This window comes from Piscinibacter sp. PDB1-1 (assembly GCF_056675995.1).
Window position 1 is genome coordinate 1,791,077 of record NZ_JBWVZJ010000001.1, and the last position, 25,115, is coordinate 1,816,191.

The following is a 25,115-nucleotide window of genomic DNA, read 5'->3' on the forward strand; positions in this document are numbered from 1 at the left end:
CTACACCAGCTTCTTCAGCAGCTCTGCCTTCTTGGCGTCGAACTCTTCCTGCGTGAGGATGCCCTTGGCCTTGAGATCGCCCAGCTTCTCGAGCGTGGCCATCACCTCGTCCGGTTTTATCGCCGCGGCGGGTTGGGCACCTTGCAGGCCACCCGCCAGCTGACCGGCCAGCACCTGGCCCAACGCCACACCGGCACCGAGGCCCATTGCGTCACCGGCAATGCCACCACCGCCCGAGCCCGCGCCTTCAGCGAACTTCGGGATCGACTGCGCCGTCTGGTACTGCATGAACTTGCCCATGTCGCCACCGACCATGCCCATGCCGATCTTCTGATCGAGGATCTTCTGCAGCTCTTCGGGCAGCGAGACGTTCTGCATCGTCACCGCTTCGAGCTTCAGGCCGAGCTTCTCGAACGACGGCGCGGTGGCGTCCAACAGGGCCTTGGCGAACTCGATCTGGTTGGCCGCGAGGTCGAGGAAGGCCACGCCGCTCGACGCGACCGCATCGGAGATGTGCTGCAGCATCAGGCCGCGCAACTGCCCATCGAGCTCGGCCACCGTGTAGGCCCCGCGCGTGCCCGAAATCTCGGTGAAGAAGAGCTTGGGGTCGACGATGCGATAGGCGTAGTTGCCGAAGGCGCGCAGGCGCACGGCGCCGAAGTCCTTGTCGCGGATCGTCACCGGCTGGGTCGTGCCCCAGCGCTGGTCGATCTGCTGGCGCGTGCTGAAGAAGTGCACGTCGCTCTTGAACGGGCTTTGGAAGAGCTTGTCCCAGTTCTTGAGGTAGGTGAGCACCGGCAGGGTCTGCGTGGTGAGCTTGTACATGCCGGGGCCGAACACATCGGCCACCTTGCCTTCGTTCACGAAGATCGCCATCTGCGATTCGCGCACGGTGAGCGAGGCGCCGTACTGGATCTCGTTGTCGGCCATCGGGAAGCGCCAGGCGAGCACCCCATCGCCGGACTCCTGCCACTCCAGGATGTCGATGAACTGTTTCTTGATGAAATCCATCAGGGCCATGGTCGTCCTCCAGTGAAAGACCTATGAAGTGTCCCAGCGACAACGCTGCGCGCCGATGATAGGGCGCAGGGGTGTCGGGGCAAGCGGCGCACGCAGCCGCGCCCACCCAAAAACGACAAAGGCGGACCGAAGTCCGCCTTGTGCGATTGGAGCAGTGCTCCGGTGCGTGCCGATCAGGCTTGCGTGCGACGACGCATCGACCAGCCCACGGCCACCAGGCCCAGCGCCAGCATGGCGTAGGTCTGAGGTTCCGGGACCGGGGCCACGGCGCCTGGCGCGCTGATGGTGGCGAACGTGCCGCCGTAGCCTACCAAGCCACCGCCAAACAGACCGCCATCGCGCCCGGTCACGTTGCCAGAGACAACGAATTCGTATGTCCCGGCGAGCAGGTTGTTGAAGCTGAAGGTCGAAGCCGACGAATCGACGATCGCCTGGTCGAGGCCGCTACCGCGCAGCGTGACACCCGTGAGGTCAATGTCGCGGCGAAGCGATGCGTCAAAGTCGAACGTCAAGCCGAAAGCATTGGCCGCACCATCCAATGTGAAGCTGTAGCAGTCCTCGAAGCTGCCAGTCGAACTGAAGTCATTGCCGAAAAGGCCGAGTGCGGGCGGGCCCATGACGCCGAGGCTGAAGGATTCGGTGCACGCCATCGCGGGGGCGCTTGCCGCCAGGGCCATAGCAAGCGCGAGTGACTTGAGTTTCATGAAGCTCTCTCCTGAGGTATTTGGGTGCGTCGAAACGCGTAACTCAATGTGCCACTCGACTCGCCGCACGTGTTCGTGCGCGCCCCCTTGTTCGCGGGACCGATCGCGGGCGAACGCCCCCCTCATCCGGGTGCTCTGGAAATTGGCGTTTTCGAGCGTTCGCCACGGGGCGTGACAAATGTCTCGAATCAGGCCGTTTCAGGGAATTTCCGAGGTTCGGATGCCGGCGTGGGTATGCTGCACGCATGCCCCCTCCCAACGCCCCGCTTCGACTCGCCATCGTCGGCGCCGGCCCCGTCGGATTGACGCTGGCCTTGCACGCGTCGGCCGCACTGCCGGACGCGCAAATCAGCCTGTTCGACAGCCGCCCACTGGCTCAAGATGTCTCGGCCGACCCGCGCACCTTGGCGCTGTCGTTGGGGAGCGTGCAGTTACTCCAGCGCCTGGGTGCATGGAATGGCGATCGCTCCCAATCCATCCACGAGGTGCATGTGTCGCAACAGGCGCCATCGCTCGGCGGCGTGCTGGCCGATGTATTGGGCGAGCCCGAAGTGCGCATCACGGCGGCCGAAGAACGCGTGCCCCTGCTCGGCGCCGTGCTCGGGTATGGCGCCATCGTCGCGCCGCTGCAGGCTGCCTGGCAGGCCGCAGCGCTTCGTGAACCGTCGCGGCTCATTGCGCGCTTCGGCACGCCGGTGAAGGCGCTCAAGCAGCTGCCTGGCGCGGTCGAACTGGACGCCGGCATCGTTGAAAGTTTCGATCTGGCCGTGGTGGCCGAAGGTGGGGTCTACACGAGCGAGCCCACCACGCAGTTACCGGACTCGCAGACCCCCACCTCGCGCCTTCGCACGCCACTGCGCCACGACTATGCCCAGTCGGCGTGGGTCGGCACCGTCACCCTGGCGCAGCCGCGCGCCGGCGTGGCGTACGAGCGATTCACGCGCCACGGGCCCGCCGCGCTGCTGCCGCTGAAAGACCAGCGCGCCGCGCTCGTGTGGTGCGTGAACCGCAACGACGACCCCGTGGCCGAACTCGACGACATGCAGCGCCTGGCCGTGCTGAACACGATCTTCCATCCCGAGGTGGGACCGCTCACGTCCGTGACGCCGCTCAAGCGCTTCGAGCTCGGCCTGATCGCCGAACGCACGCTCACGCACGGCCGCGTGGTTCGCATCGGCAACGCCGCGCAGACGCTGCATCCGGTGGCGGGCCAGGGCTTGAACCTCGGGCTGCGTGACGCCTTCGAACTGGTGGCGGCGCTGTCGCGAACCGCCGATGTCGGCGCGGTGCTGCGGCAGCTGGAATGGAAGCGCGCCCCCGACCGCTGGGCCATGATCGCGGCCACCGATTTCTTGGCGCGCAGCTTCACCTGGAAGCTGCCCGGCGCCGGTGCGGCACGTGGCCTGGGGATGATGGCGCTGCAGTCGCTGAGGCCGGTCAAGTCGGCCCTGGCGCGGCGGATGATGTACGGCTCGAGATGACGGCCCCTGCGGACTGTCTGTGCCTGCGGAAGGCCATCGGCCTCTGGCCCATGGCGGCCCGGCGCTCGGCCCGCTCGCTTGGTTCACCGCGTTAAGTCTGCTGCCTCAGAGCAAGCGGTGAGTCAGCGCCGGCAGCTGCGCGCGAACTGCGGCGATGCGGCCGACGTCTAGGTCGGCAACCACCACGCCCTCGCCTTCTTCGCGCATCGCCAGCACTTCGCCCCACGGGTCGACGATGAGGCTGTGTCCGTAGGTGCGCCGCCCGTTCTCGTGCAGGCCACCCTGCGCCGGCGCGATCACGTAGCACTGGTTCTCGATCGCTCGCGCACGCAGCAGCACCTCCCAGTGCGCGCGGCCGGTGGTGTGGGTGAAGGCCGCGGGTACCGCGATCAGATCGCAGGGCGGGTGCATGAGCTTGCGGTACAGCTCGGGGAAGCGCAGGTCGTAGCAGATGCTCAAGCCCAGGCGCAGCGGGCCTGTATCGCAGGCCACCGGCGCGTTGCCGGCACGCAGCACGCGGCCCTCGTCGTAGCTCTCGCGCCCGTTGTCGTAGCGAAAGAGGTGAATCTTGTCGTAGCGCGCCACCAGATCGCCCTGCGGTGAATACACACCGCAGGCATTGAGCACGCGGTCGGGTGCGTCGCAGCGCAGCGGCAAGGTGCCGCCGATCACCCACACGCCGTGCTCTCGCGCCGCGTCGGCGAGCATCCGCTGGATCGCGCCATCGCCCGATGCCTCGGCCAACGCGAGCTTGTCGAGGTCGGAGTGCCCCATGAAGCAGAAGTACTCGGGCAGAGCGACCAGTTCCGCGCCTGCGCGCGCGGCCTCGGCGATCAGCCGTCGCGCCGCTTCGAGGTTGCGTTCGACACTGGGTGTCGCCACCATTTGCAGCGCAGAAATCCGCATCGATCCACTCCATCGTTCATGTCGCCGCGCAGCTTACGCCCATCGACGACGCCCGCGCACAACACCGCGGGATGGCCCCAATGACCACTCCCGGCAACGAGGATGATGGTCGTGCAAAATTCGCCCGCCATGGGCACAGAGACCTTTTCCGTCGGCGCAGATCACAGCCGCTTCGTACAGCGCGTGCGGCGCCGCTATGGCGCCGAGCTCGCGCTCCTGCCGCCAGGCCTCCCCGACAGCGAACGCATCGCCGGATTGATCGACGCCCTGGTGGGCCAAGGCCGCGCGCTCGCCAGCGCCTTGCGCGTCGCACGCCACGTGGTGCTCGAACGCCTGGCGGTGCTCGACATCGAGCAAGGCGCCGAGATGCTGGACATCACGCGCGCCATGACCGAACTGGCCGAGACCACGCTCGATCGCGCGCTGCAGCAATCGTTCATCGAGCAGGATGAGCGCCACGGCGCGCCGCTCAACGACGCCGGCCAGCGCATCGACTTCTGGATCGTCGGCATGGGCAAGCTCGGCGCGCACGAGCTGAACGTGTCGTCCGACATCGACCTGATCTATGTCTACGAAGAGGCGGGTCAGACCGCCGGCCCCAAGGTCATCAGCGCGCACGAGTACTTCTCGCAGGTGGCGCGCAGCCTGTACGCACTGATCGGTGACACCACCGACGACGGCTTCGTGTTTCGCGTCGATCTCGCGCTGCGCCCCAACGGCAACTCGGGCCCGCCGGTGGTGAGCCTCGCGATGCTGGAGGAATACTTTCTCGTGCAGGGGCGCGAGTGGGAGCGGTTCGCGTGGCTCAAGAGCCGCGTGATCGCGCCGGCCGAGAGCATCCGGAGCGGCCGGCCCAAGGCCTTGGCGACCACGGTCACGCCGTTCGTCTACCGCCGCTACCTCGACTACGGCGTGTTCGAGGGCCTGCGCCAGCTTCACCGCAAGGTGCGCGAAGAAGCGCAGCGCCGCGCCGCCGGCCGCCCCGAGCGCGCCAACGACGTGAAGCTCTCGCGCGGCGGCATTCGCGAGATCGAATTCATCGTGCAACTGCTGCAGGTGGTGCGCGGTGGGCAGTTCCCCGAGATCCGCACGCGCTCCACGCTGAAGGCGCTCGACAAGCTCGCCGCCGGCGGCCTGATGAAGCCCGAAAGCGCGCAGCGCCTGGCCGAGGCCTACGTGTTCCTGCGCCGCGTGGAGCACCGCATCCAGTTCCTCGACGACCAGCAGACGCATGTGCTGCCCACAGGCGACGCCGACCTCGGCTGGATCGCACGCAGCATGGGTTTCACCTGTACGGCTGACACCTGCGAGCTGCTCAAGTACCTGGGCGAGACGCGCGAGTTCGTCGCCACCGAGTTCGATGCCCTGCTGCATGACGGCCGCGCCCCAGCCGCCCCCAGCCCGAACAATGGTTGCCGCACCTGCGGCCCCTCGCCGCAACCCGTGGACACCGATGCCTTCATGGAGCGCCTGCCGCCCGAGTTGGCCGAACGCGTGCGCCCGTGGCTCGACCACCCACGCATCAAGTTGCTGCGCGAAGACAGCAAGCTGCGCCTCGCGCGACTGGTGCTGCGCGCCGCGCATGACGTGCAGGAAGGCAACTGCACGATGGAGGCCGCTACGCGATTCATCGACTGGCTGGAGCCGCTGCTGCGCCGCGAGAGCTACCTGGCCCTGCTCGTCGAGCGCCCGGAGGTTCAGAACCGCCTGCTGCGCCTGCTGGGCCTGGCGCGCTGGCCGGCGCAGTTCCTGATGCGCCACCCGGGCGTGATCGACGAGCTGGCCGATGAACGACTGCTGCACAGCCGCTTCGAGCGCGACAGCTACATCGCCGATCTCGACGCCCGCTACCAGGCCTGGGGCCGCGCCGGGCAGGACGATGAAGAGTTGCTGCTCGACACCCTGCGCCGTGCACACCATGCCGAGGAGTTCCGCACCCTGGTGCGCGACGTCGAAGGGCACATCACGGTCGAAGAAGTGGCCGACGATCTCTCGGCGCTGGCCGATGCCACGCTTCAATGCGCGATCACGTGGTCCTGGGAGCACCTGCGCCAGAAGCACCGCGAGTCCCCGCGCTTCGCTGTCATCGCCTACGGCAAGCTCGGCGGCAAGGAGCTCGGCTACGGCAGCGACCTCGATGTGGTGTTCCTCTTCGACGACGCCGACGAGCCCGACCCCGACACCGCCACCGAGGTGTATGGCGCCTTCGTGCGCAAGCTGATCAACTGGCTCACCACGCGCACCGCGGCGGGCGAGTTGTTCGACATCGACACCGCGCTGCGGCCGAACGGCAACTCGGGCCTGCTCGTCACCTCGATGGATTCCTACGAGAAGTACCAGAAGGGCCGCGGCAGCAACACCGCGTGGACCTGGGAGCACCAGGCCATCACGCGTGCGCGCTTCTGCGCTGGCGACGCCGCGCTGGCCCCGCGCTTCGAGGCGACGCGCCGCGCGGTGATCTGCGCCGAACGCGAACCCGACGCGCTGCGCACCGAGATCCAGGCCATGCGCGAGCGCGTTCGCGCGGCGCGCCCGGTCAAGCCCGGCTTGTTCGACGTCAAGCACAGCGAGGGCGGCATGATGGACGCAGAGTTCGCCGTGCAAGACCTCGTGCTCGCGCACGGCAAGAACCACCCCGACCTGCTCGACAACGTGGGCAACATCGCCCTGCTGCAGCGCGCCGAGGCCGGCGGCCTGCTGCCCGCAGGCATCGGCCAGGCTGCGGCACGTGCCTACCGCGAGCTTCGCCGCGCGCAGCACAAGGCGCGGCTCGACGAGAAGCCCACGCAGTTCGACCCCGCACTGATGTCGAGCGAGCGCGATGCCGTGCTCGCCCTGTGGCGCGCCGTCTTCCCGAGCCCGGGCTGATGCGGCCCCTGCTGCGCCGCCCGGGCGTTGCCTGGTGCGCGGTGGCCGGGGCGCTGTTGCTCGGTTCGCTGCTGTCGTTTGCGATGCCGTCGCACGCATCGCTCGAATGGCAGCCCGGCGTCGCCGGCCCACAGGCCTGGCGCTGGTGGACGGCCGCCTTCGTTCACTACAGCGCCCTGCATCTCATCGGCAACCTGTGCGGCCTTGCGTTGACGGCCGCGTTCGGTTGGGTCACGCACATGCCGCCGCGTGCCGCGCTCGCGTGGTTCATCGCCTGGCCGCTCACGCACCTCGCCTTTGTGTGGCTGGTGCCTGATCTGCTGCACTACGGCGGGCTCTCGGGCGTCGTGCATGCGGGGGTGGCCATCGTGATCGCGCACATGCTCATCTTCGGCACGCGCGGCCAGCGCGCCGTGGTGGCCACCGTGCTGGTCGGGCTGATCGCGAAGATCGCCACCGAGACGCCCTGGGGTGCACCCGTACAGCAGCACGAAGGCTGGGACATCGGCATCGCCCCGATGGCGCACGTGACCGGTGTCCTGGCCGGAACGCTGTGCATTCTTGTGGCCGATCTCTGGTCGTGGAAGGCATTACGGGCACGCCAGGCGAGGAGTGCACGCAGTGTCTGAGCGCAAGACCCACCTCGACACCCTGGCGGTCGTCTCGCTGGTCATCTGCAGTGCCCTGTGGGGGCTCAACCAGGTCGCCGCAAAGGTGGCGCTGGCAGAGATCCCGCCCCTGCTTCAAGCCACCGTGCGCTCGTTCGGCGGCGTCGCACTCGTCTGGCTGTGGGCTCGCTGGCGCGGCATCGCGCTGTTCGATCGCGACGGCACCCTTCCCGGCGGCCTGCTCGCCGGCAGCCTTTTCGCCGCCGAGTTCGCCTGCATCTTCTTCGGGCTGCAGTACACGACCGCCTCGCGCATGATCGTCTTCATCTACATGTCGCCCTTCTTCGTGGCGATGGGCATGCCCTTCATCGCCCGCTCGGAGCGGCTGTCATGGCTGCAAATGGGCGGGCTCGCACTGGCGTTCGCCGGCGTGGCCGCCGCCTTTGCCGAAGGCTTCACGAAACCGGCCCTCGGCCCGACGCAGTGGATCGGCGACGCGCTGGGCGTGCTCGCCTCGGCGCTGTGGGCGGCCACCACCTTGAGCATCCGCGCCACGCGGTTGAGCACGGCCTCGGCCGAAAAGACGCTGGCTTACCAACTTGGCGTGTCGGGTGTCCTGCTCGGCCTGGGCTCGCTCTGGCGGGGCGAACAGTGGCCAGCGCAGCTGTCGTCGCTGGCGCTCGGCTCGCTGCTGTTCCAGATCATCGTGGTGGTGTTCGCCAGCTACCTGTTGTGGTTCTGGCTGGTGCGCCACTACCCGGCCACGCGGCTGGCCGCGTTCACTTTGCTGACGCCCGTCTTCGGCCTGCTAATGGGTGCAATGCTCCTGGGCGAGCCGATCACGCCGCGCCTGCTCGTCGCCCTGGGTGGTGTGACGATCGGCATGCTGCTCGTCAACCAACGCCCGCGGGCATGAAACTAGGGCCTGTTCACGCTAAATGAGCACCCGCGCCGGGCCATGGCGAGGTGCAGGGCAAGGCGCGGGTGAGACAGTGTGCCGTTGGCACACAACGAACCCGCAACGCCGCCGTGCGCCTCGCCCTGACCCGGCCCATCGGGTGATCTCACCAAAAGCCCGCCCACAGCGTTGCAAATGCTCGCTGTAGCAAGTGCTACAGCTGCGCTTTGCGCCTCGTTGGCGGGCTTTTGGTGAGTCACGCGAGTGCTCATTTAGTGTGAACAGGCCCTAACCGCTCAGTGTCGGATGCGCTGCACGAGGGCGGTGGTCGAGTAGCCGTCGACGAAGGCAATGGCGCGCGCCTCGCCACCCCACGAGCGCACCAGTCGCGTCTCGGCCAGTGTCTCGATGTCGTAGTCACCGCCCTTGACGTACACGTCGGCGCGCACGAGCTTGAGCAACTCGACCGGGGTCTGTTCGTCGAACAGGGTCACCAGGCTCACGCTCTCAAGCGCGGCGAGCACGCAGGCGCGGTCGGCCTCGGCATTGAGCGGCCGGTCAGGGCCCTTGCCAAGCATGCGCGCGGAGGCATCGCTGTTCAGGCCCAGCACGAGGCTGCCGCCCAACGCGCGCGCCGCCGCGAGGTAGCTCACATGGCCGCGGTGCAGGATGTCGAACACGCCGTTGGTGAACACCACGGGCCGCGGCAACTGGGCCAGCCGCGCAGCCAATTCGGCACGGCTGCACAGCTTGTCGAGAAAGCTGGGGGTCGTCATGCGGCGGATTGTCGCCTGCGAGGCAGGCCACACCAAGGTCGCGCGCCTAGACTCGGCCGCACCACCACAAGGAGACAGGCCGATGATCACGCTCTGCGGTTCGAGCATCTCGAACTACTACAACAAGGTAAAGATCGCGTTGCTCGAGAAGGGCATCCCGTTCACCGAAGAGAAGGCTCTCACCGGGCGCACCGATGAAGAGATGCTCAGCGTCTCGCCACTCGGCAAGATCCCTTTCATCCGCACGCCACAGGGCGCGCTGTGCGAGAGCCAGGTCATCCTTGACTACCTCGAAGCCCTGCAGCCGCAGCCGGCGCTTGTGCCGGCCGACCCGTGGCAGGCCGCCAAGGTGCGCGAGCTGGTCGTCTTCATCGACAACTACATCGAGATGAGCGCCCGCGCGCTCTACCCCAAGGCCTACTTCGGCGGGGAGCTGAGCGAATCCGGCGCCGCCCGCATCCGCGCCCAGCTGGAGAAGAACCTGCTCGCCTTCAAGCGGCTGGCCAGCTTCACGCCCTATGTGGCGGGCGACACCTTCACCATGGCCGACTGCGCCGCCTGGGCCAGCCTGCCGCTGGTGGCGCGCACGACGGTGGCCGTCTACGGCGAAGACCTGGTCGCCGCCGCCTGCATCGACCTCAAGGCCTACACCCGGCTGCTCGACGAACGCGCGTCGGTGCAGAAGGTGAAGGCCGACCGCAAAGGCGATCAGGCAAAGTCCTGAGCGGCATTGCCGAATCGGCAGCACCCGTCCGACGGCACCAACAACAAGGCCCGCATGCTGCGGGCCTTGTGTTTTCAGCAAGCGACTGTCGATCAGGCGGGCTGCGCGCCTTCAGGCGGCGTCCCGCTGGCGGCCACCTTGGCGGCCACCTTGGCTGTCACTTCCTTGCGGAAGCGGTTGAGCTCCTGGACGCTCGCGAAGCTGCGCTCCATCAGCAGGCTCATGTTGTGCAGGATGCGCTCGACGACCTTGTTCTCCCACACGGCGTCGAACTGGATCTGCTTGTCGAGCCACTGCTCCAGCCACTCCGGGTTGGGCAGGCGGCTCTGGATGGTGTCGCGCGGAAACAGCTTTTCGTTCACGTGCAGATTGGTCGGGTGCAGCGCCTGCGCCGTGCGTCGCGCGCTGGCCATCAGAACGCCCACCTTGGCGAACGCGGCACGCGCTTCGTCACCGAACTTCTGCATCGCGCGCTTCATGTAGCGCAGGTAGGCGCCGCCGTGGCGGGCTTCGTCGCGCGCCAGCGTTTCGTAGATCGCCTTGATGACCGGCTCGGTGTGCCACTCGGCCGCACGGCGGTACCAGTGGTTGAGGCGGATCTCGCCGCAAAAGTGCAGCATCAGCGTCTCGAGTGCAGGCGCCGGGTCGAACTCGAAGCGCACTTCGTGCAGCTCGGCCTCGGTCGGCACGAGGTCGGGGCGGAAGCGGCGCAGGTACTCCATCAGCACCAGCGAGTGCTTCTGTTCTTCGAAGAACCACACGCTCATGAAAGCGGAGAAATCGCTGTCATCGCGGTTGTCGCGCAGGAACATCTCGGTAGCGGGCAGCGCCGACCACTCGGTGATGGCGTTCATCTTGATGGTCTGGGCTTGCTCTTCGGAGAGCTGGCTGCCATCGAATTCGTCCCATGGAATATCGGTATCCATGTTCCAGCGGACGGCTTCGAGTTGCTTGAAGAGTTCGGGATAAAGCATGGTCAGCCCTCGTTGGTTGAGGGGTGATTTTAGTCGCGGCTTGCATGACGCCCGCTTGACGGCCCTTGCCACTCCATGGCATGGGGCGCCTCGCGTCAACCTTGATCGTGCATCGGCTGCTTGTTTGGCGCAGGATCGCAGCCTTGTCACATCGCAGCCCGAGACCGCCTCATGACGACGACACGTGCCTTGATTGCCCTCACGCTGGCCCTGTGCGCCGCGAGCGCCTCAGCCGCCAATACCTCTGCCAACGCCTGCCCGGCGTTGCTCAATCGTGAGATCCCGCGCCTGCAGGACGAAAAGCCGCAGAACCTCTGCCAGTACGCCGGCAAGGTGGTGCTGGTGGTGAACACCGCAAGCTTCTGTGGCTACACGCCGCAGTACAAGGGACTGGAGTCGCTCTACAGCCGCTACCGCGACCGCGGCCTGGTCGTACTCGGCTTTCCGTCGAACGACTTCTCGCAGGAGCCGGGAGATGCGAAAGCGATCGCCGACTTCTGTGAGAACACCTACGGCGTCAAGTTCCCGATGTTCATGAAGACGCGCGTGGCTGATGCGGCCGGCGCCGAACGCAGCCCCCTCTTCACCGACCTCAAGCAGGCCAGTGGCGAGGCACCGAAGTGGAACTTCCACAAGTACCTGATCGCGCGCGACGGCAAGACGGTGCAGAGCTTCGGCTCGCGCACGGCACCCGACAGCGCGGACTTCATCAAGACCGTCGAGCGCCTGCTCGACACGAAATGAGCCGCCCTCGTTGATTGGGACGCTCTATCCAGCCTTGTCACGCGAGGGCTCGGCCACCATCTTCAATTTCGTTTGCAAATTCAGGGAACTCGACTCCGCGACCTGCGTCCAATCGGCGTCGGCACCTTGCATGCCGCGACCCAGTTCTATGTTGCACAGCCGGTCAGCTACCTGACTGCAATCCAGGGGCGGTTTTTCTCCTCCCTCCTCCCTCCCTTGTTCCCCCCAGGGCGCTGTGCAGCAATCTTTTTTCATGGCAGATGCGCGGCCCCTCGGGGCCGCGCCGCCATCGCCCCCGCCATCTACTTGAACTGCACCGATACGGGCGCGGCCCCCGGCAGACCCTGATAGGTGACCTGGGCAGTCATGCTCGCCTTGGGCGGAAGCAACGGCGAGAACGAGCCCAGGCTGATGAGATCCCCGGGCTTCATCGCCACGCCTTCGCGCCCCAGCGCCTCGGCCAGCCAGACCACGGCGTTGAGCGGGTGGCCCAGGATGTCGCTGCCCTTGCCCCGGGCGAGTTCGGCCCCGTTTGCGTCGGCAATGACCACGGTCATGTCGCGCAAGCCATCGAGCAAGGCATGGCGTTCTGCGCGGTAGGGCGGGACGTCGATCGGCTGGCCCATCACGCCGAGGCGCGCACCCACGTTGATCGCACTGATGCCCGGCCCATTCAGCTTGGCCGGCGCCTGCACCACCAGATCAGGCAGCTCGATGAAGGGAATCACCTGATCGATCGCGTCGAGCACCTCCGCGGGTGTCTTGGCCTGGTTGATGGACGCACTTTTCACGCGCACCAACAGATCGGCCTCGTACAACGGGCGGGCGCCAAACGCCACCGCCACGACCGCGCCATTCCCGAGCAGCATGCCCTGGTAAAGCACGCCCCAGACCGGCTTGTCGTAGTTGAAGCGCTTCTGGACGGCGGGGTTCGTGAGCCCCGCCTTGTAACCCACCACAGAACCATGGCGCCTGGCCAGCACGGCATTCAGCTTGGCACGGGTGCAGACCGCGTCTGATTCGCTCAGCCCTTCGGGCGTGACAGCGGGCGATCTCGCGGCGATTGCATCGGCCAGCGCCTGCACCTGGGCATCGCTCAGGCACTCGGCATGGGACGACACGCATCCGACAAGCGCCAACGCGGCGGCAGCGAACTGAACACGCAAGACTGTCATGACGGGCCTCCTCAGGGGTTGTGGCCCGCCCTTTTTACTTGAGCCAGCCCTTGCGACGGAAGTACCAGAAGGGCGAAACGATGCTCAGCAGCATCAACCCGATCGCCAAGGGGTAGCCGAAGCGCCACTCCACCTCGGGCATGTACTTGAAGTTCATGCCGTAGATGCTGGCAATCAGCGTCGGCGGCAGCAGTGCCACGCTCGCCACCGAGAAGATCTTGATGATCTTGTTCTGGTTGATATTGATGAAGCCAACCGTGGCGTCCATCAGGAAGTTGATCTTGTCGAACAGGAAGGCGGTATGGCTGTCGAGCGAATCGATGTCGCGCAGGATCTGCCGCGCCTCCTCGAACTGCTCGGCATTGAGCATGCGGCTGCGCATCATGAAGCTCAGCGCGCGGCGCGTGTCCATGACGTTGCGGCGAATCCGGCCGTTCAAGTCTTCCTCGCGCGCGATCGCGGCCAGCGTCTGAGCCGCGGCCTGGTCGTTGATCTCTTCCTTGAGCACGTGCGAGCTGACCTTCTCGAGGTTGTCGTAGATGCCTTCGAGCGCATCAGCGCTGTACTCGGCATCGGCGTCGTACAGCTTGAGCAGCACGTCTTTCGCGTCTTCGATCAAGGCCGGAATGCGCCGCGCGCGCAGCCGCAGCAGGCGAAACACCGGCAGGTCTTCGGAGTGGATCGAGAACAGGACCTTGTTGTGCAGGATGAAAGCGACACGCACGTTGCGCGACGTCGCGTCGTCATCGATCAGGAAGTCGGAGCGAATGTGCAGCTCGCCGTTGTCTTCTTCATAGAAGCGGGCCGACTCCTCGAGGTCGTCGTCGACCACGTCTTCGGGGATCGTGACGCCGAAGTGCTGGGCGATCCAGCTCTTCTCCTCGGGCGTGGGGGCCTCCAGGTCGACCCACACCGGGTTCACATGGGCGAGCGCGCCATGGCTTTCGATTTCTTCCTGGAAGAGCCGGCCATTGGCCAGCGTGAACACATTCAGCATGCAGGGCTCCGGAGTCCGGCAGGCGCTGTTGCAACGCGCACTGCTGCGGGGGCCAGAAAAAGGGGCGATGGGCTAACTGGAGACCGCCTCACCCCGGGAGCCTGCGGCGCGTTTGATGAGCTTGTGAAGACTCACTGCGCCGCCTAGCCAGAGTGGACGGTCACCGAGGGTGACTGCTGTCCATATGCGTGGTTCGCACTCCGTGAACGAAACGGCGAATTATCACACCCGCTCACACGCCCCAGCAAGGCGCGCGACGCCCCGGATTGGAGGGCGATCCCGATTCAGGCGTGACCGAATCCACGCAGTGTCCACGGATCGCGCGTGTCGTGCCGAACACACCTGCTGGCTTCGTTGTCACCCGCTTGTCACTCGGATCGTTCAGGCGCACACTGGTCCGAACGACCCCGCAGTGCGTCGCGCACACCCCTCTCCCCCTGCTTCCCCGTACTCTCCCCCTGTCTCCCCCTCCCTCACAACTCTTCTGTCTGTCCCACCACGCCTGCGAAAGGAGCCCTCATGAATTTGACGATCAGCGGCCATCACCTCGATGTGACACCAGCCCTGCGTGAGTACGTGCTTACCAAGCTGGAACGAGTCACACGCCATTTCGACCAAGTCGTGGACATCAATGTGCTGCTGTCGGTTGAGAAGCTAAAGGAGAAGGAGCGAAGGCAGAAGGCAGAAGTTACGCTGCATGTCAAAGGCAAAGACATCTTCGTGGAGAACTCGCACGAAGACCTCTACGCCGCCATCGACCAGCTGATGGACAAGCTGGACCGCCAGGTTTGTCGCCACAAGGACAAACTGCAGAACCATCACCATGTGGCAGCCAAGCGCATCGACGCCACTCTCTGACACGCCACCACTTGGTGCACAAAGCGGCCTGCGGGCCGCTTTTTTCCTCGACTTGTGCGCATTCGCCATGCAATCGCGGGATCACATGCGTTGCTGCGACGCAGCAGCAGGTGCACAATTTCCCGCTCAGGCACCACACAGGCCTAGCCTGCATGACAGCCCGATTTTTATAATTGCACGCACAGTCACTAAACAGACTGCGCCTCGTCAGAGCTCAGCGTGACCTGCAGATGAACCGACTCTCCGCGATCCTGCCTTCCAGCAACGTCTTGGTGGACGTCGATGCCACCAGCAAGAAGCGCGCGTTCGAACACGCAGGCTTGCTGTTCGAGAACCAGCACGCGATCGCGCGGGCAACGGTCACCGACAACCTCTTCGCTCGCGAGCGCCTGGGCTCTACCGGCCTCGGCCACGGCGTGGCCATTCCGCATGGCCGCATCAAGGGCCTGAAGAACCCGCTGGCCGCGGTGTTGCGCGTGCAGCAACCGATCCCGTTCGATGCACCCGACGACGAAGCCGTCGGCCTGCTGATCTTTCTGCTGGTGCCCGAGGCGGCAACGCAGCGCCACCTCGAGATCCTCTCCGAGATCGCCGAGATGCTGAGCGACCGCGAACTGCGCGAGCGTCTCAAGACCGAGCCCAGCGCCGCCAAGGTGCACGAACTCATCTCCAACTGGGAACCACTGAAGTCGGTGGCCTGAGGCCGTGACGCGGCGATCTTCCGCACCGGTTATCCTCGCCGCGTGAAGCCCTCAGTCATCAGCGCCGAAGCGCTGTTCGAAGAACACCGTCCGGCCCTGCGTTGGGAATGGGTTGCCGGCCATGCCCACCCTGAGCGCCGCTTCGACGAAGCCGCCGTGCGCAACGCGCAGTCGGCCGCCGACCTGGTCGGCTACCTCAACTACATCCACCCGTACCGCGTGCAGATCGTCGGCCGCCGCGAGGTGGCGTATCTGCAAGACTCTTCGCCCGAAGACCAGGAACGCCGCATCCAGCGCATCGTGACGCTGGAGCCGCCGGTCGTCATCGTGGCCGACAACCAGACGCCGCCCGACAAGCTCGTCGCGCTGTGCGACCGCGCGGACATCCCGCTGTTCGTCACAGATGGCTCCGCCGGCCATGTGATCGACGTGGTACGCGGCTACCTGGCGCAGTTGTTTGCCGAGCGCACCACGCGTCACGGTGTGTTCATGGACATCCTGGGCGTGGGTGTGCTCCTCACCGGCGAATCGGGCCTGGGAAAGAGCGAACTCGGCCTCGAACTCATCTCACGTGGCCACGGGCTGGTGGCCGATGATGCGGTCGACCTCTATCGCATCTCGCAGACGGCCATCGAGGGCCGCTGTCCCGAGCTGTTGATGAACCTGCTCGAAGTGCGCGGCATTGGCTTGCTCGACATCAAGTCGATCTTTGGCGAGACCGCGGTGCGCCGCAAGATGCGGCTTAAGCTCATCGTGCACCTGGTGCGCAAGGAAACGCTTGAACGCGACTTCGAGCGCCTGCCCTATGAGCCGCTGAACGAGGACGTGCTCAACATCCCGGTGCGCAAGGTGGTGATCGCGGTGGACGCCGGCCGCAACCTGGCCGTGCTGGTCGAGGCCGCCGTGCGCAACACCATCTTGCAGTTGCGCGGCATCGACACCTACCGCGAGTTCATCGAGCGCCATCAGCGCGCAATGCAAAAGCCCGACCCGAACTGAACTGCCTTCAGGGGCGCGTCGGGGTCAGCCGATCAGCTTTTCGACTTGCGCTGGCAATCGCCACAGATCGCATACAGCGACAGCGCGTGGTCGTGCAGCAGGAAGCCGCGTGATTCAGCGATCTCGGATTGTCGGCGCTCGATCTCGGCGTCGTAGAACTCCTCGACACGACCGCAGTTGATGCACACCAGATGGTCGTGGTGCTTGCCTTCGTTCAGCTCGAACACCGCCTTGCCAGCCTCGAAGTGGTTGCGCGACAGGATGCCCGCCTGCTCGAACTGCATCAGCACGCGATAGACAGTGGCCAATCCGATGTCGGCACCTTCGTTCAGCAAGGCCTTGTAGACATCTTCGGCCGTCATGTGGCGCTGCGCGCTGTGCTGGAAGACGTCGAGGATCTTGATGCGCGGCAGGGTGGCCTTCAGGCCACTGCTCTTGAGGTCATCGGCGTTGGACATGGCGGGAGCTTTCGTCGAGGGTTTGCGGGCGGTCACGAGGGGGCCAACCGCTAGAATCGACGAATCATATCGAGGTTGGTGCGCAGTGCGCGCACCCTTCCCCCACCATGCGACACCCCCACTCCACCGCCGCCGCGGCCGGCCTGATCGCCGCCGTTTTGCTGGCCGGCTGCAGCTCCTTGCAATCAAGCGACAGCTCCGTCAGCCTGCTCACGCCCTACCGCGTCGAAGTGGTCCAGGGCAATGTGCTGACCAAAGAACAGGCGGCTCTCGTCAAGACCGGCATGGCCCGCGCCCAGGTGCGCGACATCCTCGGCTCGCCGATGCTCACCGACCCCTTCCACGCCGATCGCTGGGACTACGTCTTCACCATTCGTCGCCAAGGTACCGAGCCGCAGCAGCGCCGGGTGGTTGTGGTCTTCGAAGAGGACAAGCTGAAGACCATCAGCGCGATCGACCTGCCCTCGGAACGCGAATTCATCGATTCGATCGACCCCTACGGCGCCCCCCGCACGGTGCCCACCCTGGCCATGACGCCTGAACAGATCAAGAACCTGCCGCCCGTCGCGCCCCGCCCACCGGCGGCCGCTTCGGCGCCCGAAGGCCCGATCCGGTCGTATCCGCCGCTGGAGCCGCGTTCGTGAGCGCCGGCGCACCGATTCGCGTCGCCGTCACCGGCGCGTCGGGCCGCATGGGCCGCATGCTGATCGAAGCCATCGTGAACTCCGGTGACTGCGAACTGGCCGGTGCGATCGACATGCCGAGCAGCCCCGCCCTTGGCCAGGACGCCGCTGCCTTTCTCGGTGGAAACAGCGGCGTGCACATCACCGCCGACCTGAAGAGCGGCCTTGCAGATGCACAGGCGCTGATCGACTTCACCCGCCCCGAAGGCACGATGACGCACCTCGCGGCCTGCCGCGAGCTGGGCATCAAGCTCGTCATCGGAACGACGGGCTTCAGCGAAGCACAAAGGGCCGAGATCGCTGCGCAGTCCAAGCACATGGCCATCGTGATGTCGCCCAACATGAGCGTCGGCGTGAACGTCGTGCTGCGCTTGCTCGACACCGCCGCGCGCGCTCTCAGCGAGGGTTACGACATCGAGGTGATCGAGGCCCACCACCGCCACAAGGTCGACGCTCCCAGCGGCACCGCACTCGCGATGGGTGAAGTCGTGGCCGACGCACTCGGCCGCGACCTGAAGGAATGCGCCGTCTACGGCCGCGAGGGCGTGACGGGCGAGCGCGACCCCTCCACCATCGGCTTCGCCACGGTGCGCGGCGGCGACATCATCGGCGACCACACGGTGCTCTTTGCCGGCACCGGCGAGCGCATCGAGATCAGCCACAAGGCCAGCAGCCGCGCGGGCTACGCCCAAGGCAGCCTGCGGGCCGTGCGCTTCCTCGCAGGCCGTGACACCGGCCTGTTCAACATGGCCGATGTGCTGGGGCTGAACTGAGGCCATGCAGGGCTTCGCTCAGTTCTGGCATCAGGGTGACGGGGTCACCCGTGGCGTGGCTGGGCTGCTGCTGATTATGTCGATCAGCGCGTGGGTTCTGATCTTCTGGAAGGGATGGCTTCTGCGCCGCGTTCGCAGCGACATCGCGCGCGCCGTGCCGGCGTTTTGGACCGCAACGACGCTCGAATGCGGCCGCCAGGAGCTCAAATCACTCGACCGCGAGGGTGTGCTGCGGCCCTTGCTCGATGCGGCCATGACCAGTCCCCACGAGGGCACACTCGAATCACGCGGCCATATCGCCTCTCAGCTCACGAGGCGCCTGCGCGATGCGCTGCATCGCGTGCTGGCCCAACTGCAGTTCGGCCAAGTGGCACTCGCGTCGATCGGCAGCACCGCTCCGTTCATTGGCCTCTTCGGCACCGTCTGGGGCATCTACCACGCGCTGGCAAGCATCTCGGCGGCGGGCACCATCACCATCGAAAGAGTCTCCGGCCCGGTGGGCGAGGCACTGGTCATGACGGCGGCTGGTCTGGCGGTGGCAATTCCCGCCGTGATGGCATACAACATCTACAACAAGCGGGTAGCGGCCTGCGAGGCCGAGCTCGAAGGCTTTGCGCACGACCTGCGCGAGATGCTGCTCGACAGCAGCGGCCCTCAGCAACCGGCACCCAGCGCCTGAGTCATGGCATTCGGACGCCTCGAACGCAGTTCGGTGCCGCCGCCGATGAGCGACATCAATATGACGCCGCTGATCGACGTGATGCTGGTGTTGCTGGTGATCTTCATCATCACGGCGCCCTTGATGACTTCGAGCCTCAAGCTCGACCTTCCACGAAGCGAAGCGGCTACGTCGAGCGACCTGCCCGACTTCATCGCCGTGGCCATCGACCCGAAGGGGCAGCTCTACATTGCCGAACAGCCAGTGGACACACCCACGTTCGCCGAACGCATCTCCAAGGCGGCCCGAATCAACCCCCAGATCGAGGTTCAATTGCGCGCCGACAAGGCCGTGCCTTACGGACAGGTAGCAGAGTTGATTGGCGTTGTGCAGAAAGCCGGACTCAGCCGCATCGGCTTCGTGGCCGAACCGCAGACAGCCGTCAAACCCTAAGTCATATCACCGCGGGCGCGATCCGCAGAAGCGACTTCGCCGCTGCCCGCGGGTCTGCCGCCTGAGTGATCGCGCTGACCACCGCGACCGAATCGACGCCACACGCCCACACGTCGGTGGCGCGCTCCTGGGTGATGCCGCCGATCGCGACGGTCGGGTACCGCGGCTTCAGGCGCGCGGCCCAATCGCGCAGGCGCTGCAGGCCCAGTGGCTCGTAGCGCATGGCTTTCAATGTGGTGGGGTAGACCGGCCCGAGCGCCACGTAGGACGGCTGCACCGCATGTGCACGCGACATCTCGAGCGGTGTGTGCGTGCTGACGCCAAGCCGCAGGCCCGCCTCGCGCAGCGCGGCCAGGTCAGCGGTGTCGACGTCCTCCTGGCCCAGGTGCACGCCGTAGGCGCCGAGGTCGATGGCGTCGCGCCAGTGGTCGTTGATGAAGAGTTGTGCGCCCGGCACTTCGGCGGCAGCGCGCACCGCCGCGCGCAACTGCGCACGCCGTTCAACACCAGGCATTGCATCGGCCTTGATGCGCAGTTGCAGGCTGCGCACGCCCCAGGCCAACGCGCGCTCGATCCAGTCGGCGCTCGGCAGCACAGCATAAAAGCCGAGCGGTGCGGCCAGCGGCGCAAAGCCACGGGGCAGATCCGCCGCTGCCGCAAGAAGAGGCTCGCGGGCCAGCGGCAGGTGCTCGCTCGTCGTGCGCGCAGACGTGTGCGTGTTGGGCCGCCCAGGCCCCACGCGGCGCGCCTGATCGATGCCGGCAGACACACGCAGCTTGGCCTCGCACGCCGCGTCGAACACATCCCAGCCCTGCGCCAGCATGCCCGCCAGCGCCGAGGAGTACACGCAGCCCGTGCCGTGCGCCGAACCGGGCCATCGGGCGCCGCTCAGCAACACGCTGCGCTGCGCGTCGAAGACGCGGTCGTCGCTGCAAGCGCCCCCGGCGTGACCCCCTTTGAGCACGACCGCCTGCCGGCTCAGCGCCAACAGCGCGGGCAGGTGCGCCAGCACATCGGTCTCATTGCAGCCCACCAGGGCCGCGGCTTCGGGCCAGTTGGGCGTGATCACGTCGGCGTGGCGCATCAGCGACCACAGTGCGGTGAGCCAGGTCACGTTGTGCGTGTTGTACGCGGGCCGGCCGTTGGAACCGGCCAGCACCGGGTCGACGACCACCGGGCAGCGCCGCGCGGCGATGAACTCGCTCACCTCCTGCGCCACCGCCATCGAGCCGAGAATGCCGACCTTGATGGCCGCGGGCTCGCCGTCGGCAACCACCGCTTGCAGCGCGGCACGCAGCACGGCCACATCGACCGGCACAAGTTGATCCAGGCCATGGCTGTTTTGAACGGTCAGCGCCGTGACCACGCTGGCGCCGTGCAGGCCCATGGCCTCCCAGGTGGCGAGGTCGGCGGTGATGCCGGCGCCGTGCACCGGGTCGTGGCCGGCAATTGTCAGCAATCGAATCATCGTGGGAGAGGTCCTCTCATTCGGAATGCCAGAAGGGCATGCCCAGCACCGGCGTGGACGGCTGGGCACTCAACTGCGGCGGCATCGCGCCGGCCCCGAAGGCGGCGCGACCCGCAGCCACGGCGAGCGAAAAGCCTCGGGCCATGCCGACCGGGTCGGCGGCCTGGGCGACGGCGGTGTTGAGCAGCACGGCATCGAAACCCATCTCCATCACCTGTGCCGCATGCGACGGCAGGCCCAGGCCGGCATCGACCACCAGCACCGCATCGGGCAAACGAGCGCGCAGCGTCGCCAGCGCGTAGGGGTTGAGCACGCCGCGGCCGCTGCCAATGGGCGCGGCCCAAGGCATGATGGCCGCACAACCGGCATCACGCAGGCGCTGGGCGAGCACCAGGTCGTCCGTGGTGTAGGCGAAGACGGCGAAGCCCTCGCGCACCAGTTCACGTGCGGCTTCCAGCGTGGCGAAGGGATCGGGCTGCAGCGTGTGCTCATCCCCGATCACTTCGAGCTTGATCCAGTGGGTGCCGAAGATTTCGCGCGCCATGTGTGCGAGCGTGATCGCCTCGCGTGCGCTGTGGCAGCCGGCCGTGTTGGGCAGCACGTGGCAGCCGAGTGCCTTCACACGATCCCAGAATGCATTGCCGCCGCCCTCTTCGGGCGACTGGCGGCGCAGGCCCACGGTGAGCACCTGCGTGCCGCTGGCCGTCACGGCTTCTGTCAATACCTGCGGCGAAGGGTAGCGCGCGGTGCCGAGCATCAAACGGCTGTCCAGCGTGACACCGGCCACCGAGAAGGCTTGTGTGATGCCCATCGTCACCCCCCGGTGATGGGAGCGACCACATCGATATGGTCGTCGGCGCGCAGCGAACGCTGCGGCCATTGCGCGCGTGGCACGAACATCGTGTTGAGGGCACACGCGATGGCTGCGCGCAGGTCGTAGCCGCGTTCGATGAGCAAGTCCTGCAGGGTGGTCGCCGACGACTCGATCGCCTGCCCGTTGAACGAGAGCCGCCGTGGCAGGGGCTGCGGGAGGATGTCTTCGTAGCGCATCAGTCAGTTCAGGCGTTGCATCAGGTCGTCGACCAGCGCCGGCGCGCACAGGTAGCCATGCCGGTACAGGCCATTGAGTTGCCACACGCCCTCGTGCTGGCGCAGCGTGGGGCAGTGGTCGTCGAGCGCCGGGCGCAGCGCGGCGGCCGTGTGCAGCACGCGCGCTTCGCCGAAGGCCGGGTGCAGGCTGTGCAGTGCGCTGCCCAGCTCCAGCATCGAGCGCAGGCTGATCGGGCCGGCGTCTTCCGATTCGATCTCGGTCGCGCCGACCACGAAGCGGTGACCTGGCCGCGGGGCAATATAGAGCGGGTAGCGCGGATGCATCAGACGCACTGGGCGATGCAGGCTCGCCCCACGGCATTCGAGCGTGATGACCTCACCACGCACGCCACGCAGCGCAGGCCAGTCACCGCGGGCGCCCAAGCCGCGTGCATCGATCAGCAGGTCCGCCCCGTCGGCCACTCCGTGCAGCGAGCGCACGGCCTCGCCTTCGTGCCATCGCACCTCGCGGCGCGACAGAGCCACGGCGAGCGCGTGCAGCAGCTCGTCGTTGGCGAGTTGGCCTTCGTCGGCGAGATGGAGCGCGCGCGCGAAGCGGCCTGCCAGCATCGGCTCCATCTCGCCAAGTGCCTCGCCATCGAGCACCTGCACCCGCGCCAGTTCGGCCGGCGGCAGCTTGCATCGCAACTGCTGCTCGAACTGCGTGAGGGTCGTGGCATCCCGCGCGTGTGCAAGCACCAGCGTGCCGGCACGGCGGTGATAAACCTCGCAGCCGCTGTCGTGCTGCAGCTCGTCAATCCAGAGCGGCCACAAGGCCATGGCGCGCTGCGCGAGGTCGAACACCGCCATCTCGCCCGCAGCCAGCTCCGACAGCGGCGCCAGCATGGCTGCCGCCACGGCACTTGCCGAGCGCGCATCGCCGCGGCGTGCGGCGTCGTACAGGCTCACCTGCCACCCGGCGCGCGCGAGCCGCCAGGCGGTCAGTCGCCCGGCGAGACCGGCGCCGGCAATCACGGCTTTCATCGCGGCGCAGCTCAGAGATAGATCTCGCCGCCGCGGGCTCGGAACTCTTCGGCCTTGTTCGCCATGGCCGGCTGAATCGCGATCACCGGTTTCGCGCCCTCTTGCACTCCTCGCTGCGCATAGGCCCGCACCTCCTGCGTGATCTTCATCGAGCAGAACTTCGGCCCGCACATGGAGCAGAAGTGCGCCACCTTGGCGTTCTCCTTCGGCAGCGTCTCGTCGTGGTAGGCCATCGCGGTGTCGGGGTCGATGGCGAGGCGGAACTGATCTTCCCAGCGGAACTCGAAGCGCGCCTTGCTGAGCGCGTTGTCCCACATCTGCGCGCCCGGGAAGCCCTTGCCCAGATCGGCCGCGTGCGCCGCGATCTTGTAGGCGATGAGGCCCTGCTTCACGTCGTCGCGGTTGGGCAGGCCCAGGTGCTCCTTGGGCGTCACGTAGCAGAGCATCGCGGTGCCGTACCAGCCGATCTGCGCTGCGCCCATCGCAGAGGCGATGTGGTCGTAGCCGGGCGAGATGTCGGTCACCAGCGGGCCCAGCGTGTAGAAGGGCGCCTCGTAGCAGGCCTCCAGCTGCTTCTCGACGTTCTCTTTCACGAGCTGCACCGGCACGTGGCCGGGGCCTTCGATCATCACCTGCACGTCGTGCTTCCATGCCACCTGCGTCAGCTCACCCAGCGTGTGCAGCTCGGCGAACTGCGCTTCGTCGTTCGCATCGGCGATGGAGCCGGGACGCAGGCCGTCGCCGAGCGAGAAGCTGATGTCGTAGGCGAGCATGATTTCGCAGATGTCTTCGAAGTGCTCGTACAGGAAGCTCTCGCGGTGGTGCGCCAGGCACCACTTGGCCATGATCGCGCCGCCGCGCGAGACGATGCCGGTGAGCCGGTTGGCGGTGAGCGGCACGTGCGCGAGCCGCACGCCGGCGTGGATGGTGAAGTAGTCCACCCCTTGCTCGGCCTGCTCGATCAGCGTGTCGCGGAACAGCGGCCACGAGAGCTCCTCGGCCTTGCCGTGCACCTTCTCCAGCGCCTGGTAGATCGGCACCGTGCCAATGGGCACCGGCGAGTTGCGGATGATCCATTCGCGCGTGGTGTGGATGTCGTCGCCGGTGGAGAGGTCCATCACCGTGTCGGCGCCCCAGCGCAGCGCCCACACCAGCTTGTCCACCTCTTCTTCGATGCCCGAGCTGACCGCCGAGTTGCCGATGTTGGCGTTGACCTTCACCAGGAAGTTGCGGCCGATGATCATCGGCTCGCTCTCGGGGTGCTTGATGTTGGCCGGGATGATGGCGCGGCCCGCGGCCACCTCGGCACGCACGAACTCGGGCGTGATGTCGCGCGTGAGCCTCGCGCCGAAGGCCTGGCCGGCGTGCACCGGGCGCTCTTGCGCGAGGCGTTCGTGCAATTGCGCGCGCAGCAGGTTCTCGCGCACCGCCACGTACTCCATCTCGGGCGTGACGATGTTTCGCCGCGCGAAGTGCATCTGTGACTGGTTGATGCTGCTGCGGCGCTCGGCGATCCAGGGGGCGCGCAGCGGCGGCAGGCCGCGCGCGATGTCGATCTCGGCCTGCGGGTCGGTGTACGGGCCCGAGCTGTCGTACACCCGCAGCGGCGGGTTGGGCTCGCGCCGGTCCTTGTCGATCAAGGTGTCGGACAGCTCGATCTCGCGGAACGGCACCTGCATGTCCGGCCGCGAACCCTCGAGGTAGACCTTGCGTGAACCGGCGAACGGGGTGCGCGTGATGCGCTGCGACAGCGCGGCGGCATCGATGCCTGCGAGAGGGGTGGCGGCCATGGGAACTCCAGGTGTAAGGACGGGGTGCCTGCCTGGAGACCGCGGGGGCGCGTGCAACGGGTGCACGCACCCGGCGGTGGCCGAGTGCCTTGTTTCCTACGCGGGGATGACCCCAATCAGGTTCAACGGGTTAGGTGCAGAACACCCTCTCAGCCTTGGACGACATGGTCCGCGGCACCCCGACAAGCGGGCGGATTCTAAGCACGCGGCCACGCCACGCACAAGCCGGGACGATCCCGCGCGCTCAGCCGTCGAGCGCGCAGGTGCCGCATGCACCGCTGCACACCGGCGTTGCTCGCACGCCCTGCACCAGCCAATGAAATATG

At 66.6% G+C, this 25,115-nt stretch carries 26 protein-coding genes and 1 riboswitch; of the genes, 13 read left to right on the plus strand and 13 right to left on the minus strand.

The genetic code is table 11. The features are described 5' to 3' along the window. A complete protein-coding gene (locus tag AC1KAR_RS08275) occupies positions 1 to 1,020 on the minus strand; it encodes an SPFH domain-containing protein (RefSeq protein WP_480316367.1) in 1,020 nt (339 codons plus the stop codon). Between the two features lie 173 nt (positions 1,021 to 1,193). Continuing rightward, on the minus strand, positions 1,194 to 1,724 hold the full coding sequence (locus tag AC1KAR_RS08280; protein WP_480316369.1) for an FxDxF family PEP-CTERM protein: 531 nt from the start codon (positions 1,722 to 1,724) through the stop codon (positions 1,194 to 1,196). A gap of 245 nt (positions 1,725 to 1,969) precedes the next feature. Between AC1KAR_RS08280 and AC1KAR_RS08285 the strand changes: the two genes are divergently transcribed. Then, positions 1,970 to 3,205, plus strand: a complete 1,236-nt coding sequence (locus AC1KAR_RS08285; protein WP_480316371.1) for an FAD-dependent monooxygenase — start codon at positions 1,970 to 1,972, stop codon at positions 3,203 to 3,205. 105 nt (positions 3,206 to 3,310) lie between these two features. On the opposite strand, the gene AC1KAR_RS08290 is transcribed toward AC1KAR_RS08285, so the two are convergent. After that, positions 3,311 to 4,111 (minus strand): carbon-nitrogen hydrolase family protein, encoded by an 801-nt coding sequence (locus AC1KAR_RS08290; protein WP_480316373.1) that lies wholly within the window; start codon positions 4,109 to 4,111, stop codon positions 3,311 to 3,313. Positions 4,112 to 4,213: 102 nt separating this feature from the next. Between AC1KAR_RS08290 and glnE the strand changes: the two genes are divergently transcribed. The 3 genes from glnE to AC1KAR_RS08305 are packed head-to-tail and all read left to right on the plus strand — an operon-like array spanning position 4,214 to position 8,503. Further along, positions 4,214 to 6,979 (plus strand): bifunctional [glutamate--ammonia ligase]-adenylyl-L-tyrosine phosphorylase/[glutamate--ammonia-ligase] adenylyltransferase, encoded by a 2,766-nt coding sequence (gene glnE, locus AC1KAR_RS08295; RefSeq protein WP_480316375.1) that lies wholly within the window; start codon positions 4,214 to 4,216, stop codon positions 6,977 to 6,979. Further along, positions 6,979 to 7,608 (plus strand): rhombosortase, encoded by a 630-nt coding sequence (rrtA, locus tag AC1KAR_RS08300; RefSeq protein ID WP_480316377.1) that lies wholly within the window; start codon positions 6,979 to 6,981, stop codon positions 7,606 to 7,608. The genes glnE and rrtA overlap by 1 nt, the downstream gene beginning before the upstream one ends. After that, a complete protein-coding gene (locus AC1KAR_RS08305; protein WP_480316379.1) occupies positions 7,601 to 8,503 on the plus strand; it encodes a DMT family transporter in 903 nt (300 codons plus the stop codon). Before rrtA ends, AC1KAR_RS08305 begins: the two co-directional genes overlap by 8 nt. 278 nt (positions 8,504 to 8,781) lie before the next feature. On the opposite strand, the gene rfaE2 is transcribed toward AC1KAR_RS08305, so the two are convergent. Then, positions 8,782 to 9,261 carry a D-glycero-beta-D-manno-heptose 1-phosphate adenylyltransferase gene (gene rfaE2 / locus AC1KAR_RS08310; RefSeq protein ID WP_480316380.1) on the minus strand — a complete coding sequence of 160 codons (480 nt, stop codon included), beginning with the start codon at positions 9,259 to 9,261 and terminating at the stop codon, positions 8,782 to 8,784. An 82-nt stretch (positions 9,262 to 9,343) separates the two neighbouring features. Between rfaE2 and AC1KAR_RS08315 the strand changes: the two genes are divergently transcribed. Next, a complete protein-coding gene (locus AC1KAR_RS08315) occupies positions 9,344 to 9,985 on the plus strand; it encodes a glutathione S-transferase family protein (RefSeq protein ID WP_480316382.1) in 642 nt (213 codons plus the stop codon). A 92-nt stretch (positions 9,986 to 10,077) separates the two neighbouring features. On the opposite strand, the gene AC1KAR_RS08320 is transcribed toward AC1KAR_RS08315, so the two are convergent. Next, a complete protein-coding gene (locus tag AC1KAR_RS08320; RefSeq protein ID WP_480316384.1) occupies positions 10,078 to 10,959 on the minus strand; it encodes a diiron oxygenase in 882 nt (293 codons plus the stop codon). A 171-nt stretch (positions 10,960 to 11,130) separates the two neighbouring features. Here AC1KAR_RS08320 and AC1KAR_RS08325 point away from each other — a divergent pair, with 171 nt between their 5' ends. After that, positions 11,131 to 11,703 carry a glutathione peroxidase gene (locus AC1KAR_RS08325; RefSeq protein ID WP_480316386.1) on the plus strand — a complete coding sequence of 191 codons (573 nt, stop codon included), beginning with the start codon at positions 11,131 to 11,133 and terminating at the stop codon, positions 11,701 to 11,703. A gap of 302 nt (positions 11,704 to 12,005) precedes the next feature. On the opposite strand, the gene AC1KAR_RS08330 is transcribed toward AC1KAR_RS08325, so the two are convergent. Together AC1KAR_RS08330 and corA are read right to left on the minus strand one after the other, a co-directional pair. Continuing rightward, on the minus strand, positions 12,006 to 12,878 hold the full coding sequence (locus AC1KAR_RS08330; protein WP_480316388.1) for a 2-keto-4-pentenoate hydratase: 873 nt from the start codon (positions 12,876 to 12,878) through the stop codon (positions 12,006 to 12,008). Between the two features lie 34 nt (positions 12,879 to 12,912). Next, positions 12,913 to 13,875 carry a magnesium/cobalt transporter CorA gene (corA, locus tag AC1KAR_RS08335; RefSeq protein WP_480316390.1) on the minus strand — a complete coding sequence of 321 codons (963 nt, stop codon included), beginning with the start codon at positions 13,873 to 13,875 and terminating at the stop codon, positions 12,913 to 12,915. Between the two features lie 519 nt (positions 13,876 to 14,394). Between corA and hpf the strand changes: the two genes are divergently transcribed. The 3 genes from hpf to hprK all read left to right on the plus strand — a co-directional run bounded on the left by hpf (position 14,395) and on the right by hprK (position 16,433). Next, the gene (gene hpf, locus AC1KAR_RS08340; RefSeq protein WP_480316392.1) at positions 14,395 to 14,733 is read left to right on the plus strand and encodes a ribosome hibernation-promoting factor, HPF/YfiA family; all 339 of its coding nucleotides are present in this window, start codon (positions 14,395 to 14,397) and stop codon (positions 14,731 to 14,733) included. A 230-nt stretch (positions 14,734 to 14,963) separates the two neighbouring features. Next, positions 14,964 to 15,434, plus strand: coding sequence for a PTS IIA-like nitrogen regulatory protein PtsN (gene ptsN / locus AC1KAR_RS08345; RefSeq protein WP_480316394.1), 471 nt, complete (start codon positions 14,964 to 14,966; stop codon positions 15,432 to 15,434). A 42-nt stretch (positions 15,435 to 15,476) separates the two neighbouring features. Continuing rightward, positions 15,477 to 16,433, plus strand: coding sequence for an HPr(Ser) kinase/phosphatase (gene hprK / locus AC1KAR_RS08350; protein ID WP_480316396.1), 957 nt, complete (start codon positions 15,477 to 15,479; stop codon positions 16,431 to 16,433). A 32-nt stretch (positions 16,434 to 16,465) separates the two neighbouring features. Here the strand turns inward: hprK and fur are convergent, their stop codons facing one another. Then, positions 16,466 to 16,891, minus strand: a complete 426-nt coding sequence (gene fur / locus AC1KAR_RS08355) for a ferric iron uptake transcriptional regulator (protein WP_480316398.1) — start codon at positions 16,889 to 16,891, stop codon at positions 16,466 to 16,468. Between the two features lie 107 nt (positions 16,892 to 16,998). On the opposite strand from fur, the gene AC1KAR_RS08360 reads away from it, so the two are divergent. Genes AC1KAR_RS08360 through AC1KAR_RS08375 form a run of 4 tightly spaced genes read left to right on the plus strand, consistent with a single transcriptional unit; the run spans position 16,999 to position 19,458 of the window. Continuing rightward, positions 16,999 to 17,535 carry an outer membrane protein assembly factor BamE gene (locus AC1KAR_RS08360; RefSeq protein ID WP_480316400.1) on the plus strand — a complete coding sequence of 179 codons (537 nt, stop codon included), beginning with the start codon at positions 16,999 to 17,001 and terminating at the stop codon, positions 17,533 to 17,535. Then, the gene (gene dapB, locus AC1KAR_RS08365) at positions 17,532 to 18,347 is read left to right on the plus strand and encodes a 4-hydroxy-tetrahydrodipicolinate reductase (RefSeq protein WP_480316402.1); all 816 of its coding nucleotides are present in this window, start codon (positions 17,532 to 17,534) and stop codon (positions 18,345 to 18,347) included. Before AC1KAR_RS08360 ends, dapB begins: the two co-directional genes overlap by 4 nt. Positions 18,348 to 18,351: 4 nt before the next feature. Then, positions 18,352 to 19,026, plus strand: coding sequence for a MotA/TolQ/ExbB proton channel family protein (locus AC1KAR_RS08370; protein WP_480316404.1), 675 nt, complete (start codon positions 18,352 to 18,354; stop codon positions 19,024 to 19,026). 3 nt (positions 19,027 to 19,029) lie between these two features. Beyond that, complete coding sequence (locus AC1KAR_RS08375; protein WP_480316406.1) at positions 19,030 to 19,458, plus strand: ExbD/TolR family protein; 429 nt, start codon at positions 19,030 to 19,032, stop codon at positions 19,456 to 19,458. A 1-nt stretch (position 19,459) separates the two neighbouring features. On the opposite strand, the gene thiE is transcribed toward AC1KAR_RS08375, so the two are convergent. Genes thiE through thiC form a run of 5 tightly spaced genes read right to left on the minus strand, consistent with a single transcriptional unit; the run spans position 19,460 to position 24,789 of the window. Continuing rightward, the gene (thiE, locus tag AC1KAR_RS08380; RefSeq protein ID WP_480316408.1) at positions 19,460 to 20,926 is read right to left on the minus strand and encodes a thiamine phosphate synthase; all 1,467 of its coding nucleotides are present in this window, start codon (positions 20,924 to 20,926) and stop codon (positions 19,460 to 19,462) included. 16 nt (positions 20,927 to 20,942) lie between these two features. Then, positions 20,943 to 21,737 (minus strand): thiazole synthase, encoded by a 795-nt coding sequence (locus AC1KAR_RS08385; RefSeq protein ID WP_480316410.1) that lies wholly within the window; start codon positions 21,735 to 21,737, stop codon positions 20,943 to 20,945. Between the two features lie 2 nt (positions 21,738 to 21,739). Beyond that, complete coding sequence (gene thiS / locus AC1KAR_RS08390) at positions 21,740 to 21,976, minus strand: sulfur carrier protein ThiS (protein WP_480316412.1); 237 nt, start codon at positions 21,974 to 21,976, stop codon at positions 21,740 to 21,742. A 3-nt stretch (positions 21,977 to 21,979) separates the two neighbouring features. Next, entirely contained in the window at positions 21,980 to 22,999 is a 1,020-nt protein-coding gene (gene thiO / locus AC1KAR_RS08395) for a glycine oxidase ThiO (RefSeq protein ID WP_480316414.1), read from the minus strand. A gap of 11 nt (positions 23,000 to 23,010) precedes the next feature. Continuing rightward, positions 23,011 to 24,789, minus strand: coding sequence for a phosphomethylpyrimidine synthase ThiC (gene thiC / locus AC1KAR_RS08400; protein WP_480316416.1), 1,779 nt, complete (start codon positions 24,787 to 24,789; stop codon positions 23,011 to 23,013). A 76-nt stretch (positions 24,790 to 24,865) separates the two neighbouring features. Beyond that, positions 24,866 to 24,981, minus strand: a riboswitch (TPP riboswitch). Positions 24,982 to 25,115: the final 134 nt, after the last annotated feature.